The sequence below is a fragment of the Paenibacillus sp. Soil787 genome (assembly GCF_001429545.1).
Lineage (GTDB): Bacteria > Bacillota > Bacilli > Paenibacillales > NBRC-103111 > Paenibacillus_E.
Window position 1 is genome coordinate 11,999 of record NZ_LMSP01000015.1, and the last position, 15,357, is coordinate 27,355.

15 protein-coding genes are annotated in these 15,357 nt (G+C 46.1%); 5 read left to right on the forward strand and 10 right to left on the reverse strand.

What is annotated here, in order from left to right; genetic code table 11:
• Positions 1–243 precede the first annotated feature (243 nt).
• From ASG93_RS16925 to ASG93_RS16940, 4 genes are all read right to left on the reverse strand, one after another.
• Positions 244–1,596 carry a response regulator gene (locus ASG93_RS16925; RefSeq protein WP_056833742.1) on the reverse strand — a complete coding sequence of 451 codons (1,353 nt, stop codon included), beginning with the start codon at positions 1,594–1,596 and terminating at the stop codon, positions 244–246.
• Between the two features lie 328 nt (positions 1,597–1,924).
• Entirely contained in the window at positions 1,925–2,719 is a 795-nt protein-coding gene (locus ASG93_RS16930; RefSeq protein ID WP_056833743.1) for an ABC transporter ATP-binding protein, read from the reverse strand.
• Positions 2,719–3,633 carry an ABC transporter permease gene (locus tag ASG93_RS16935; RefSeq protein ID WP_056833744.1) on the reverse strand — a complete coding sequence of 305 codons (915 nt, stop codon included), beginning with the start codon at positions 3,631–3,633 and terminating at the stop codon, positions 2,719–2,721. The genes ASG93_RS16930 and ASG93_RS16935 overlap by 1 nt, the downstream gene beginning before the upstream one ends.
• A gap of 70 nt (positions 3,634–3,703) precedes the next feature.
• A complete protein-coding gene (locus tag ASG93_RS16940) occupies positions 3,704–4,759 on the reverse strand; it encodes an ABC transporter substrate-binding protein (RefSeq protein ID WP_082614936.1) in 1,056 nt (351 codons plus the stop codon).
• 473 nt (positions 4,760–5,232) lie between these two features.
• Between ASG93_RS16940 and ASG93_RS16945 the strand changes: the two genes are divergently transcribed.
• Positions 5,233–5,844, forward strand: coding sequence for an FMN-binding negative transcriptional regulator (locus tag ASG93_RS16945; RefSeq protein ID WP_056833745.1), 612 nt, complete (start codon positions 5,233–5,235; stop codon positions 5,842–5,844).
• A 917-nt stretch (positions 5,845–6,761) separates the two neighbouring features.
• Here ASG93_RS16945 and ASG93_RS16950 read toward each other — a convergent pair.
• The 5 genes from ASG93_RS16950 to ASG93_RS16970 all read right to left on the reverse strand — a co-directional run bounded on the left by ASG93_RS16950 (position 6,762) and on the right by ASG93_RS16970 (position 12,100).
• Positions 6,762–8,576, reverse strand: a complete 1,815-nt coding sequence (locus ASG93_RS16950) for an ABC transporter ATP-binding protein (RefSeq protein ID WP_056833746.1) — start codon at positions 8,574–8,576, stop codon at positions 6,762–6,764.
• A gap of 134 nt (positions 8,577–8,710) precedes the next feature.
• Complete coding sequence (locus tag ASG93_RS16955) at positions 8,711–9,643, reverse strand: NAD-dependent epimerase/dehydratase family protein (RefSeq protein WP_082614937.1); 933 nt, start codon at positions 9,641–9,643, stop codon at positions 8,711–8,713.
• An 80-nt stretch (positions 9,644–9,723) separates the two neighbouring features.
• Entirely contained in the window at positions 9,724–10,593 is an 870-nt protein-coding gene (locus ASG93_RS16960; RefSeq protein WP_056833747.1) for a MerR family transcriptional regulator, read from the reverse strand.
• 7 nt (positions 10,594–10,600) lie between these two features.
• Positions 10,601–10,996, reverse strand: coding sequence for a VOC family protein (locus tag ASG93_RS16965; RefSeq protein WP_056833748.1), 396 nt, complete (start codon positions 10,994–10,996; stop codon positions 10,601–10,603).
• A 57-nt stretch (positions 10,997–11,053) separates the two neighbouring features.
• Complete coding sequence (locus ASG93_RS16970; protein WP_162262861.1) at positions 11,054–12,100, reverse strand: GGDEF domain-containing protein; 1,047 nt, start codon at positions 12,098–12,100, stop codon at positions 11,054–11,056.
• Between the two features lie 268 nt (positions 12,101–12,368).
• Between ASG93_RS16970 and ASG93_RS16975 the strand changes: the two genes are divergently transcribed.
• From ASG93_RS16975 to ASG93_RS16990, 4 genes are all read left to right on the forward strand, one after another.
• The gene (locus ASG93_RS16975; RefSeq protein WP_056833750.1) at positions 12,369–13,532 is read left to right on the forward strand and encodes an iron-containing alcohol dehydrogenase; all 1,164 of its coding nucleotides are present in this window, start codon (positions 12,369–12,371) and stop codon (positions 13,530–13,532) included.
• Between the two features lie 135 nt (positions 13,533–13,667).
• The gene (locus tag ASG93_RS16980; RefSeq protein ID WP_056833751.1) at positions 13,668–14,051 is read left to right on the forward strand and encodes a VOC family protein; all 384 of its coding nucleotides are present in this window, start codon (positions 13,668–13,670) and stop codon (positions 14,049–14,051) included.
• A 97-nt stretch (positions 14,052–14,148) separates the two neighbouring features.
• Complete coding sequence (locus tag ASG93_RS16985; RefSeq protein WP_056833752.1) at positions 14,149–14,460, forward strand: hypothetical protein; 312 nt, start codon at positions 14,149–14,151, stop codon at positions 14,458–14,460.
• Complete coding sequence (locus ASG93_RS16990; RefSeq protein WP_056833753.1) at positions 14,444–14,806, forward strand: hypothetical protein; 363 nt, start codon at positions 14,444–14,446, stop codon at positions 14,804–14,806. Before ASG93_RS16985 ends, ASG93_RS16990 begins: the two co-directional genes overlap by 17 nt.
• Before the next feature lie 15 nt (positions 14,807–14,821).
• On the opposite strand, the gene ASG93_RS16995 is transcribed toward ASG93_RS16990, so the two are convergent.
• On the reverse strand, positions 14,822–15,196 hold the full coding sequence (locus tag ASG93_RS16995; protein WP_056833754.1) for a VOC family protein: 375 nt from the start codon (positions 15,194–15,196) through the stop codon (positions 14,822–14,824).
• Positions 15,197–15,357 lie beyond the last annotated feature (161 nt).

The window sequence follows — 15,357 nt, forward strand, 5'->3', positions numbered from 1 at the left end:
AAAAGTCTTCAAGGGCTTCAAACTGATAACGTTTAATCGGGCGACACCGACGGCTTATTAAGGAATTATTCCTCTTCCCGGCGACAAAGTATTCTTGGAGCTCGTTCATGATATGTTCCAGCCATGCCTTTTTCCGTTTCTGAAACAGGTTGATCCTCATTTTTCTCAAAACCAAATATACATAAACAAAGCATAACAGCACAAAGAAAACGACCGTGAGTAGTATGACAGTGAAGAGATTAATCATCGCGTCCCCCGGATTAATCGTCTTATTCGGGCGCGCAGCTCTTTAATGCTGAATGGTTTAATCATATAATCATTGGCACCTCTTTGAATAGCCATTGAGATTTCTTCTTCCGAATCTCTGCTGGTTAACATCATGCACAAATACCTGCGCCGGTCGTATTGCGTCCGGATTTTCTGCAGAACCTCCAAACCATCCATCTTTGGCATGATTCTGTCAATAATGAGAAGAAAGCGTTCATTCTGGCGATGCCAAGGGTCGTTGAAAAATTCCTCCCCGTCCGGATATGCTCTAATCTCAATCTCAAAATCTTGATCCGCAATATCCTCTAATTGATGCTTCAACATTTCACGAATTAATCTGTCGTCATCAATAATTCCGACTTTCAGCTTCCTTAATGTGATGGAGGTGAAATCCGCCGTCCCGTCCATAACGCACGCTTTCCTGTCGGCAACAGCCTGATCCTTCGGAAACGGCATAAGTGTTAAGCATTGTTCTACGGTCTGTAAGGGATCCATAAAGTCCAACACTCTAGCCGAGAAGGTACCGCAGATCTCTCCTGCAGTTGTCTGAAAGCGGAGCTTAGCGAATCTTTCAATCAACCGGTACAATAATTTCATGGCGTCTTCTTTGACGGTTTTCGGAAGAACGAGAACAAATCCTTCTCTATGGAATCGATATAAGGAATCCGAAGGCCGGATGCTATTTTGGATAAATTTCCCCAGTTCCTTCACCAACTGATGTCCAATAGCATAGCCATACGTTTCCTGAACGTCAGGGAGATCATCCACCTGTACATAGACCATGGAGAACGGCTCATGGGAACGTTTCAAATCATTAAGTTGATGCTCTATTTCTTGTTGAAGACTTTTGTAATTATTTATTCCGGTCATCGGATCAATAAGAATCTGATCTAAGATTCGGTTTCGTTTCTTCAGGTTTCTGATCACCCTTGTGACGAGTTCAACGGGTTCAACACGGGAACTAATAACATCATCCGCCAAGGCAATACATGCGTGACGCAACTCCAAATCATCCTTATCTAAGGATATCAGGATCGGAACATGGTTATCTTGACACAGTTGAACGAGTCCATCTAATACATGAATGCCATCTTCTGCGATAAGGTTTACGTTAATAATGACATAATCAGGGTATAGCTGATAGAAGAGTTCCATGGCTTTCGGCTGGTTATCTGATTCGAAAATAGCCATCCCGTTTTCTTTCTCCAGATGTTCTTTGTAAAAGGAAAGAAACTCAGGGTCATCATTAAGAACCAATACGAGAAGTTGGTTTACCAATGTTGAATGATTATGGTCGTTTGCTTCATGATTTTGCTTGGCATCATTCATATTTTTAGACTCCTCGACTGGCTCATAATTTTTATCCTAAACACAAAATACTGTACGATAAATTTATGACTTTTGATTAATTTCGGAAAGCGGTAAATTTCTTCTCCACTGCTATCCCTTTACGATCAATTCCGATATATAGTCCTTTAGAACTAGTATAAACTATAGAAAGGTCGAAAAATAGTGAATTTTGTGTAAGTCTCGCAAAAAAATGCTGTTCGAGAACTTTGCTGTGCTGCAAGTTCCTTCCACCAGCATGGTTCGATCTTTCATAAAAAAAGCCTTCGGCTCAGGGAATCCATCCCTGTTCGCCGAAGGCTTTTTCATTCTAACCCAGCACCACGCGGTCATCCGAAAGCTTGTTGCCGCTGATATGCTCAAACTCACCGAGCAGCTGCTCCACGGTGAGGTCCTTCTTCCGTTCCTCGCTCACATCAAGGATGATGCGGCCTTTGTCCATCATGATCAGGCGGTTGCCGAGACGGATCGCCTGCTCCATGTTGTGCGTGACCATCAAGGTGGTCAGCTTCATCTCGCGCACGATCTCCTCGGTCAATCGTGTGATGAGCTCCGCGCGCGAAGGATCCAGCGCGGCGGTGTGCTCATCAAGCAGCAGAATCTGCGGCTTGGTGAACGTCGCCATCAGCAAGCTGAGGGCTTGGCGCTCTCCGCCGGAGAGCAGGCCCACCTTCGCGCGCAGACGGCCCTCCAGGCCGATGCCGAGGCGCTGCAGCTGTTCCAGGAACAGCGCGCGCTTACGCGCGGTGACGCCGAAGCTTAGCCCGCGCTTCTTGCCGCGGGCATACGCCATGGCGAGATTCTCCTCGATGGTCATTCGAGGAGCCGTCCCCGCCATGGGGTCTTGAAAGACGCGGCCGACCCAGCGGCTACGCTCGTATTCCGGCAGGTGGTGGATCACCTCGCCGCCGATACGCACTTCGCCGGCATCCGGCGTCATGACGCCGGAGATGATGTTCATGAGCGTCGATTTGCCGGCGCCGTTACTGCCAATGACCGTGACGAAGTCGCCGGGCCTCAGGTTCAAGTTAATACCGATTAACGCGATTTTCTCATCCGCGGAACCGGGGTTAAATAGCTTAGAAACGTTAGAGAGCTGAAGCATTAACGATCACCTCCCTTGTTCATTTTCACAGCAAGGGCGATGAGTTCAGCCGAACGCCTCTTCGCTGTAGCTTTTTGCTTAATAGCTCGCTGCACAGAAGGAAGAACGAGCGCGATAATTACGATAATCGCAGTAATTAACTTCAAGTCTGATGCTTTTAGCCATTCGACTCGCAGGGCCAATGCGACAACAATACGGTACACGATGGAACCGAGTACAGCAGCGAGTGTCGCTCGAAAAACCGTCCGAGCCCCAAAAATCGCTTCCCCAATAATAACGGAAGCCAGTCCAATGACGATCATCCCGATACCCATCGAGATGTCGGCGAAGCCCGACTGCTGCGCGATGAGAGCTCCGGATAGCGCTACCAATCCGTTCGATAAGCTTAAGCCTAGAATCGTGGTTCTGTCTGTGTTCGCTCCAAAACTGCGAATCATTCGTGCATTATCACCCGTCGCTCGCAGAGCAAGTCCCAAGTCAGTATGCAGGAACGCATCCAGCAGCAATTTGAACACGATGACAATAATGAGCACAACGGTAATCGGCGACATTGAGCTGAACAACGTATCCGCTCCAAGAAGCGAAATATTCGGCTTGCCCATAATGCGCATATTAATGGAATACAAGGCAATCATCATGAGAATCCCTGATAAAAGTCCATTAATTTTACCCTTCGTATGAAGCAGTCCTGTACAAGCTCCAGCCACAAGACCACCTGCAAAAGCAGCCAAACAAGCTAGCAGCGGCGAATAGCCATGAGCAATCATGATAGCTGCAATAGCGCCGCCTGTTGTAAAACTCCCGTCAACCGTTAGATCGGGGAAATCGAGAATGCGAAACGTGATATAAACACCAAGCGCCATCAACGCATAGAGAAGTCCTAGCTCGACGGCACCATTCATTGAATCCATCATGTGAATAACCTCCTACTTTGAAAAAAAGGGATGAACGAAAGCGACGTTCACCCCTTTTGTGTCATAAGCCTTACTGAATGATGTTTTTCTCTTTATCTTTTACGGCATTTTTCATAGCGTCTGTTACATCAATTCCTTGAGCTTTTGCTGCCTTCAGGTTTAAGATCAGATCCATTTTTTCAGGAACAGTCACTTTCATGTCTGCTGGTTTTTTACCATTCTTGAGAATGTCGACAGCCATTTGGCCAACTTGGTAGCCATGATCATAATATTTGAAGCCAACCGTTGCAAAAGCTCCTTTTTCCACGGTATCGCGGTCACTGGAGAAGAACGGAATTTTCTTTTCATTCGCGATTTGAATGATACCATCCACTCCGCTAACAACTGTGTTATCAAGGGTAATCAAGAAAGCATCCGCGCGGCCAACGAGGGATTGCGCAGCTTGTTTGACCTCAGACGTATTGGTAACCGGCGCTTTAATGAGCTTAATACCATGCTTCGTTAAGGATTGCTCTGCATTTTGGGCCATGACAACAGCGTTAGGCTCCCCTTCGTTAATAACAAGACCAACTGTTTTCACTTTAGGCATGTTCGCAGCAACGAAATCCATTAATTGCGCTACAGCCATTGGGTTCGTGTCTGATGCTCCGGAAACATTACCGCCCGGCTTGTCCACATTGCTAACAATTTTGGCTGCAAGCGGGTCTGTAACAGCTGCGAAAAGAATTGGAGATTTCTTCACTTGCTGTACAAGAGCTTGCGCGGATGGTGTTGCGATACCAAGCACCAAATCGTAATCGGCGGAAGCAATTTTTTGAGCAATAGATAAGTTATTCGGTTGATCGCCTTGCGCATTGTTGAAATCGACTTTCAAGTTGGTTCCTTCTACGATACCGCCATCTTTAAGCGCTGCTAGGAAGCCTTGACGTGTTGCATCCAGAGATGGATGTTCGACAATTTGTGAGATAGCTACTTTGTAAGTCTTTTGGGCGGCAACAGTTGCTGCCGGAGTTGCTGAAGCTGCAGCGCTTGCTGCTGGAGCCGGAGCCGCCTTTTGCCCACAACCTGCTACGACCATAAGAGCTGCTGTTAATGCGAATGATACGAGTGCTTTCTTTTTCAACATAATTACCCCTCTCTAAATTCCCATTTATCGCTTGGACTCATTGCTCACTCACCACTTTAACGCTTTTGCGGGACAAAGTTTGAGGATATGAAATACCCAAGTCTCCATATTAATTAACCATAGTTTAAAGGGCTCTGGGGTTTCCGTCAATTGTTTTATCCGTATTTATATGTTTTCTGTAAACATTTGGAGAAGATTGCTCAGGACTGCTGATGAACATAAAAATCACGAAGCAATTCATCCATCACCCGATTCGTTCGCGCCGCAGTCCGACCGGTACTTGGGCTTTAGCTACTCCGTGCCTTTTGGTGTAATCCTCTACATATTCGACACGAGATCGCCTCCTCCTTTGGCCTTTTCTTATAAAAGCAGCTGATAACATGAGTGGTACAATACATTTATGATAAATTGGCACTTCTTCTATACCACTTGAATGGGTATAATTTATGAAAACTAATTAGGAAGGTGAATATATGTACATTCCATCACACTTCGAAATAGATGACGACCTGATTACTTACGATATTATCGAGAAAAATGGCTTTGCCACACTGATTTCTCAGCATCAAGGCGGTCCATTCGCAACTCATCTACCCTTATCATTGGATAAGAGTAGAGAATACTTATTTGGCCATTTTGCACGCCCTAATCCGCAATGGAAGGAGATTGAAAAGCAGGAGGTCTTAGCGATTTTTCATGGCCCGCATTGCTATATTTCTCCCTCTTGGTATGAGACACAGACTACTGTTCCCACTTGGAATTATGTAGCTGTTCATGTGTATGGTCAGGTTGAGCTTGTAGACGATGAACAAATAGTGATGAATTCGTTAGCAGATTTGGTTCTAAAATATGAAGAATCGGGCAGTTCCTATCAATTAGACCAAGTAGACGCTAATTACTTAGCAGGGTTGAGTAAAGGTATTCAAGGATTTAGAATCAAAATTACTCGCATCGAAGGAAAGGTTAAATTGAGTCAAAACAATCCAACAGAGCGCCAAAAGCTTGTTATTCAGCAGTTAGAAAATAGGACTGGTGAAGATGAACGTAAGATTGCCTCTCTTATGAGAGAAAATCTTAGATCGTGAACCTCTCCTATTATCGTGAACAGGTACCCCGTACAGGCGTTTTTGCCATAAATGGGTCAGAAGTGTGCCTCCATACATCGAACAGTGTGCTGATTCCCGAATTCAGTTAATCAACAGCCATCATTTCGCACAATCAACAGGTTCAATCGGGCATAGTATTGAAATATTGCATTTCTTAGAACAATCGGCGGGTTTAAACTAGCAATTTGGCGAAATGTTGTATTTTGTACAAGAATTGGCGGGTTTAAACAGGTAAATTGGTTAATTGTTGTATTTTGTGCAACAAATCATCCGGTTTTACTCAGGAAAACGTGTTTTTAGCTCAAATTGTTGTACGAAATGCAACATGTAGGGCTGGAACGCTTCAAAAGCAGCTATATTGTTGTACATTGTGCAACTTGGACCTATCTTTAAGCAGCAGATGATTAGGCCTATCTTGAAACAGCAGATGATGAGGACCTATCTAGAAACAGCGGATAATTGGATCTATCGTGAACTGCGGACGGCCAACTCCATGTCGTGATGCTGCACCTCAACGCCCCTAACAACCTCACCCAACAGCTACCTAAAATAAACGGCTACGCCGTCCAACTAGGACGAGTGCGTTTATCAAAAAATACAGCCGACTTACTGCGTGAAACATATAAAATCTTATATTTCAAGGATAAACGACTCCGTCGTCCTTCTGGGACGAACTCATTTATTAAGGTAGATGCGAAGCAAAAGTATAAAACTTATATTTTCTGCCCTGAAAATTAAAAATTTTTATTCATCAGTGGTACCGCAACGCGGCTCTTATCTACGGACAAAAAGCCCGCATATGCGCTGGCCTTCAACTATCCGAGCTACTAAAAAAGCGTTCCAAACCCCGAAGTACTAGGGTTTGAAACGCTTTTTGCATTCTTGGCTCATCCTATTTAGGAACGAACTTCGATAGACGCCATGGATTCCAACTGTGAGTGATCCGAAGACATCTGCTCTTGCAGCTGCAGCTGCTGCGCAGCAAACTCGCGGTACATCTCATGAGACTCCAGCAACTGCTGATGTGTGCCACTGCCTGTCACAACGCCTTTGTCCAGAAAGATAATTTGGTCGGCGTCTACGACCGTCGATAAGCGGTGCGCAATCACTAGCGTGGTGCGTCCTTGCATCAAATTTTGCAGGGCTTGCTGCACAACGACCTCCGATTTACTGTCCAGACTCGATGTCGCTTCGTCCAGCATCAGTATCTTCGGATCCCGCAGCAAGGCGCGCGCAATGGCAATCCGCTGCCGCTGTCCACCCGACAGCTTGATGCCGCGTTCACCGACCTCGGTCTCATACTTCTGCGGCAGTTCCTCGATAAAGTCATCGGCATACGCCATCTGTGAAGCCCGCTTTAGCTCCTCCAGCGTCACTTCATGCTGCAGCCCGTAACAAATATTGTCACGAATCGTGCCTGCTATGAGCGGACTTTCCTGCGAAACATAACCAATCTGACTCCTCCAAGAAATGAGCGAGAATTGATCAATTCGGTCGGCCCCCATCGTGACTGAGCCCTTTTGCGGTGCATAAAATCTTTCCAAAAGAGAGAACATCGTCGTCTTACCGCTGCCGCTCGGTCCTACAATTGCCGTTACCTTGCCCGCTTCCATGGTGAAGCTGACATTTTTCAGAACAGAGTCCCCTGCTTTGTAGCTGAAGGATACTTGATCGAAGTGAATCGACTGCGAGGCATTCGTGACAGGTACTCCGGCATGCGGATTCTCTTCTTCGTAGTCGAGTACCTTGAGGATCGTATCGGTCGCCCCCATCGCCTTCTGTACCTGATTGAAAAACTGTGTAATTTGCGTAATCGGCGCAACAATCTGGAACAAATACAGCATGAAAGCAACGAGCTGACCAGCGGAAATAGCCCCAGAGGCAACCTGCATGCCGCCATACCCGAAAAGTACGACAAACAGCATGAGCATGACAAAGGTGACAAGCGGCGCCATTAAGGCTTGAATCCGACCCTCTTTGAGCCCGAATTTGAAGAGCTTTTGAATCCCTGCAGCACCTTCATTATACTCAACAGGCTCGGCGTTGGCTGCCTTCACTAAACGCATTTCCGATAGCACTCGATTCAGCACGGAGGTGAAGCTGGCTGTCTCGGCTTGCATGCCCTTGGATATTTTAAACATTTGCCGCCCCAACGGAAAAAGGATGACGAAGGCGATCGGGAATACGCTGAACATGATGAGCGTCATTTTCCAATCCATAAACAGAAGCACTACAACTGATCCAATAATCGAGATGACCCCCGTGACGAAACCTGCCATATGCTCGGCAATGAGTCCCTTAATTACAGCTGTATCATTCGTCATTCGAGAAATCGTATCCCCCGTCTGGTGGTTATCATAGTATCGAACCGGCAGCACGAGCAGCTTCTTCCACAAACGATCCCGAATGCCGGCCACAACGCGCTGTCCCGCAAAGTTCAGTAAGTACACCGAAATCCCGGAAGCTACTGCCGATGCAACAAAAGCGATGGCCATACCGCTAATCTGCGCCCAATTCAGGGAACTAACAGAGAAGCTATCGACGACATTCTTCGTAAATAACGGGATCACCAATCCCACCAATGTTGAAATAATGCTTAACCCTAATGCTATGCTTAATACAAGCTTAGGCGGGTTAGCCTGTGCGAGCAAACGAGCGAACCCGCGCCAGTTGCTTTTAACCTTAGGCTCTTCTTTCCTTGTAACTGCCATCTATCTCTACTCCTTTACCGATTGGATGTTCATCCGTCTGTCTGGTATGATTGCTTACCTTAGGTATCATACACTTCTATTTTAAACGGAATATAAACAAGATCCTATCGGCCTTCAGGCGGAGAAGCAGCCTCCTATTTCATTGTATTCTCGCGATAGTACGCCACGGTCTCGGTAAGCGCTGTCCGCAGCGGCGTAGGTCCCGCTTCACCGCCAAAACGCTGTACAAACTTCCTGCTATCCACGACGAAAGGCTGCTCAAATTGATACAGCATCTCGATAACCTCCTTGGCCGCCGGTAGGAATAGACCGCCCAGACGGAGCATCCCACGGCCCATCGTGCCAATGCGAGGAGCGTGTCCTGCAACCTCATAGGCTAGTTCCGCGAATCGCCGTGCGCTTACCGTCTCTGCATTGGGGACATGCCACACCTGCCCAAAGGCATCTTCATGCTCACTTAGGGTCACGAGGGCTCGACCGAAGTCGTCTATATACGTAAATGTATGCGGCGCATCTGGATTCCCAAGCAATGAAATCGACTTTCCAGCCGCCACCGGTGTGAAAAAACGCGCGCCAACGTACGAGTTTCCTACCTGAGGTCCAAAGAAATCAGCTCCTCTGCCGATCGTTACTCTTACATTCCCTTTCTGGTGTAAATCCAACAGCTCACGAGCAACTTCAGCCCTTACTTTGCCTTTACGCGTGAAAGCCTTATAGGCTAGTCCTTCATCGATCAATCCTACAACTTCACCGTACATATAGAGGTTATCCCCCATGATTAGGTTCGCCTTATGATGGGCAGCTGCTTTCGTAATATGGCTCATCAGTTTCTGAAACAACCCATCCCACTTATGATAAGGTGGCGACGCGCATTGAAATACGTTCTTCGCCCCTTTTAGCGCAGTTAGAGCACCGCTTTCACTCATCAGATCTGCTTGCATCACCTCAACACCATCAGGCACAATTGCCCTGCCCGTGGAATTAACCATTCTGACTTTCTTCCCTCTCCTTATAAGCTCCTTCATGACGGCCCTGCCCAGCGGACCCGCTCCCAATATGACTTCCATGCTGCATCCTCCCAAATGGTTTTCATCCAGATTGACCGGCTGACTGCTTCCTTATGAAAAAACAATAAACCCTATAGCAGCTATAGGGTCAATACGTTTTTCACAGGAATTTGAAGATCAACAATAAAGTCATCTGTATGGATCATATGGGCAAAATCGATCAAATACCGTTCCAGCACAGGACCGTTTTCTTCATAGCCGTTCAGGTTCATCCAATCCTTCAAACGTTGGAACAGCGATTTGCACGTATCTTCATTAGGAAAACCCGCGTAAACTGCGGATATGTAATCCCCGCCTGGGAGCCATCGGGTAAACGCTGGTTCAGGCTTAGTTGGCAGCAGCGGAACACAAATCTCAATATCGGAGTCGTCCCTGTCAAACGTAAGTATATCTTCATGGTAGATAGTCAAAATGTGTCCATCTATCGTCAATCCGTGCGCTTTGATCCGGTCGAACAACGCCATAAAGCGTATGACTGAAGCCTCCATTCCGCATTCGTCTCTTTTACGTTCGAAAGCGATGAAGCGATCTGAATATGTTTTCAGCTCTACCACAACTTGCGTATGCTCGAATTCGTTGCGCAGCTGCCTCCCGGTGTCTAAATGCCGCAGCCTTTGATCAATTGTTCCAACTAACGTCTCCAGCATGCGGATGTTTTCTTCCGCTTCCGCCTTTTTCTCACGCATCAGCTCCGGAATGCTGTCCATACTTTTGCTTTTGAGAATCTGACCGATCTGCTCTAGCGTGAACTGCATGCTCTGCAGGTCCTGCACGATTTTAACCGCAAGAATATCTTGACTGGAATAGTATCGATAGCCATTCTGCCCATCCACACGGTGCGGCTTCACAAGCCCAATTTTGTCATAGAAATGGAGCGTTTGGATCGAGATCTGACATATTTTTGCCGTCTGCCCAACGGTGTATCCTTGCCTACTTGGCATAGTTTTCATAGCATGATTACGATTCCGTCGCTATCTGCCAGATCACTCCGAAAGGATCTTCCAGACGACCGAACATCGTCCCCCAAAACATTCGTTCGAAAGGCATTTTCACAACGCCACCCTCGGAAAGTCCATCAAATATACGGCGCGCTTCTTCTTCACTCTTAAATTCCAGCGTCAAATCCAACCCGTGGCCTCTATCCACCGTATCCTTACCTGAATCAGCCATGAAGAAGCGAAGGCCAAGGGCCTGCAGCTCCAGATGCATGACGCGATTTTTGATAGATTCATCCGCATCCGGCATATCCGCGAACGTACGAAGACTAACCATTTCCCCGCCTAGTGCCTTCACGTAAAAGTCAGCTTGTTTTCTTGCATCACTGCTGTAAATGTATGGAGTTAACGTTGCCATAATGCTTCCCTCCTAATGAATAATCGTTGGATACAAACCGATCATACCAGATCTAGCCTAGGGAAGTGAATACGATCCCCAAACTAAGCGGTCTCTTCCTTTCTCTTTCGCTTCATACAGAAGCGCATCTGCCCCGGCGACTAACTCTGTCGCACTTTGTTCCTTGTCCCGAACCGTAGCTCCGAAGCTCATAGTGATATTGAACTTATTCTCGCCAGTACCGAACTCAAGCGCGCGCAGCTTTTCTCTGATTTGATGCAGCAAATCACTTGCAAAATGCCGGTCCTGCGTGTACAAAATAATGACAAACTCCTCGCCTCCATATCGGAAGGCACTGCCATGCTCACTAGGAATGCTTGATTCAAACAATGTTCCGATCGACTGCAGAACCGCATCCCCTGCCTGGTGACCATACTGATCATTAATGTGCTTGAAATAATCAATATCTGCCATAACGAGGGTAAAATGCTGCTGCTTCGCAATCGTTTCCTTGATCCGCTCTTGGAAGCTGCGATGATTATAGAGCCCAGTGAGGTAGTCTTTTTTAGCTAAATTCTCAAAAATGCCCTTCTCTACAAAATGCCTTCGCTCCCGCGCCACGAGGATGCCGCCAATCACACCGACCATGATCAAAAAAGCAAAATTGAAAAAATGCCGCGGCAGATCTTCTATTATAAAACCGCCATCGACCGTGATTACAACGCCGATATAACCAAGAACCACCATAACGGTTGCTACCATGGCCCCAACGAGACTCCAGTATAATGACGCATGTAAAATAACCAAATAAGCAATTGGATATAAGGGACTCAGGGTACCTCCGGTTAGCGAAATAATCACTACAAAGGCCACGTAATCTAACAGTACTCCCGTCCTTGTAGTGTAGCGATAGAAGGCAGAATCGATAGGACTGCGATGTATGGCAAATTCCGTTATTCCCATATAAATAATAGTAAAGACAAATAGACTCAAAAAAATGATCAGATCTAATGTCGTTTGATGATAATACTTCATAAATAGAATGGTTGAGGTCGGTATAAAAAACCACCGTACACAACAATAGGCAATTTCCAAAACATGGTCAGATCTTCTAGTCAAAGGCACGGTGCATTCACTTCCTTGATATGGGCGTCGTCTATTACACATCATATTATTATTTCCCGATTGAAGGAAGAGCTTACTTTTTTCGTTATTTTGTTACGCAGGATGGGACCATTTATTGGCTGCGAGACCGGCCATTCACGCGCTAGGAATCTATAGCAGGGGCTGTCGTTATGCCCTAGCAGAGGCCAGATTTTGTTTTTCACTGTTTCTTCTATACAATGAAAAGGTAAGAACATTCTACCTACAGACTCACTGAGGAGGTAATCCAATGAATAATTTTACATTTTATAATCCAACCACACTGCATTTCGGTCAGGGACAACTTGAGAAATTAACAGCCGAGGTACCTAAATATGGCAAGAACGTGCTGCTCGTCTATGGCGGCGGGAGCATTAAGCAGAATGGCATTTATACGAATGTCGTTCATCTGCTGAAAGGCTTGGATGTAAATATCTTCGAACTGAGCGGTGTAGAGCCTAACCCGAGGCTAACAACTGTTCATCGGGGTGTTGAAATGTGCCGCAGCCAGAACATTGACCTCATCCTCGCTGTCGGCGGAGGCAGCGTTATCGACTGTGCCAAGGCTATAGCTGTAGGAGCGAAGTACACGGGTGACTTCTGGGATATCGTTACACGGAAGGCTTCTGCAACGGGTGCGCTGCCATTGGGAACTGTCCTCACCATCGCGGCAACAGGCTCAGAAATGAATTCCGGTTCTGTTATTACGAACTGGGAGACCAAAGAGAAACTCGGTTGGGGCAGTCCGTTCTCATTCCCTAAATTTTCGATTCTCGACCCAGCTCACACGACTTCCTTGCCAGAAAATCAGACCGTCTATGGCATGGTTGATATCATGTCTCACGTGTTTGAACAGTATTTCCATCATACGCCTAACACACCGTTGCAGGATGGCTTCTGTGAAACAATCCTTCGCACAGTGATCGATACGGCTCCGCGCTTACTGCGAGATCTAGATGATTTGGAACAACGTGCAACAATTCTATATAGCGGTACAATGGCGCTAAATGGAGTCCTAAGCATGGGCGTTCGCGGCGATTGGGCGACCCATAATCTCGAGCATGCCGTGTCAGCCGTGCACGATATTCCGCACGGCGGCGGCCTGGCGATCCTCTTCCCGAACTGGATGACCTACACACTCGATGCAAACGTGTCGCGGTTCAAACAGTTCGCACAGAACGTCTTTGACATGGATGCGATAGATAAATCGGACCGCCAAGTTGCGGAGGAAGGCATCGCCGCTCTACGTGAATTCTTGGCCTCCATTGGCGCGCCAAGCAGACTTTCGGATTACGACATCGACAACTCGACAATTGAGCTTATGGCCGATAAAGCCATGGTTTACGGGGATTTTGGCAACTTTAAGAAGCTGACTCGCGAAGATGTTGTAAACATTTATCGGATGTCATTGTGAGAATAGGAGTGGGCTGACATTATTGTCAGCTCACTCTTTTTTTCTTTCTTTTTAAAAGCTGCAATTCATTTACAGACAGGGTTTCCTATGAAATACTTAGATGGAAATTATTCCTTTTGTGGAGGTTGGGTTCATTTGAGCGAGATTCGTGTGTCAAGTCCGATTAAGAATCGAATTAGCAACGTCTTTATTCCCGTTAAGAATATTGAAAATGCACGGGATTGGTACTGTAAGTTACTTGGTGTAGCTCCTGACGGGGATATCTTGTTCGGACACCTCTACGCCCTTCCCATGGATGGAACATCTCTTGTGCTTGATCAAATGCCCATGTGGGGCGGCAACGAGCCTGGCGGCCCTCCGACCTATCAAACACCTGCTTTTATGTTTCAAACCGAGAATATTCAAGCTTCTTATGAATTCATGCAAAATAACGACGTGGAACTTGTTACAGAGATCCAGAATGAGCAATGGTTCGCTTTTCGAGATCTGGATGGTAACCTGCTTATGGTTTGTAAATAACATTTGAGGAAGTGTCGTACATTGTGCTGCACTTCTTCTTTTTTTTTGCCTCCATCAGCATCTGAATACTTAAAGCGTCAAGGATCATACTATATCCATGACAAAACTTACTTTTACAGCCGATCAATTGGTCAGTTCCACCACGGCTTCCAAAAAATTTGGCGAGTTTCGTAAAAAGGCGAAGGATCTACCCCAATTTATAACAGAGAATGGTGTCGTCGATACGGTATTGGTTGGGTACCCTTACTTCGAGCAAATGTTTGAACGACTGACTCAGCTAGAAGCACAAGAGGAAGAACGCATCCTGAATGAACGAATAGATCGACTCACGCAAGACCCGGCCTCTATTATGAATTGGAATGAAATCCGCAAAGAACCACACGAAGGAGCGATTGGCTATTCGTTTTGATGTAGGCGCAGCTCAAGAGTATCGGCAGTTGGATATTTCCGTATTAGATGCAGTTAATCAAGCAATTGATGAATTGAGTTACCGAGCGAATGAGGTTGGCGAAGAGCTTAGCCATTGTCCGAACCCTAAATTCGCAGGTTGTAAAGCGATTACCCTACAAGGGGCTGGCATCCGAATTGTTTTTAGGATAACAAACGATATCGTCGAAATTCTGCGTGCGGTCCCCGTTTCTAAAATAATGGCAGCTGAGGCCCCTAATTATAAAGCATTGGACCATTTTCCAGGCAACCATCGGAATGAATTTATTTTAGCTATCCAAAAATGGAAACAAGAATATGAGCACTAAGGCCGCGTTTTCTTATTAAAGCCATTCAATAAATTCAAGGCGATTGCCGAATGGATCATTCAAATAGAATCGTTTTACTCCCTCATCGTCTCTTGCATCATCCGGAGTGGTTTGCATGTTAAGATTCGCCAAATATCTCTGCAACTCGTCTAATTGGCTGACCTGAAAGGCTGGATGAGCTTTTGTAGCAGGAACAAAATCCTTTTGAACTCCGATGTGAACTTGATGAATACCGCATTGAAACCAAACACCGCCGCGTTTTCTTAAGTTTTCAGGTTTCGGGATTTCTGTCCAACCTAGTAATTTGGCGAAAAAGTTTCTCGCCTCATCCTCGCAACCCTCAGGTGCTGCTAATTGAATGTGGTCAATTCCATGAAATGAAAAGTTCATACATAACCCCTTCCATATAAATTTCACATAGTGAAACGAGGTTTCATTTTTTCTTTAATTTTATCAATAACTTCCTATAAATTCCACTATTTATTTGTGAGACGCCTGATTGGTTACAAGCAGACAAACGAAGAATCCTGGGTTAAATATACTAGTTTGCC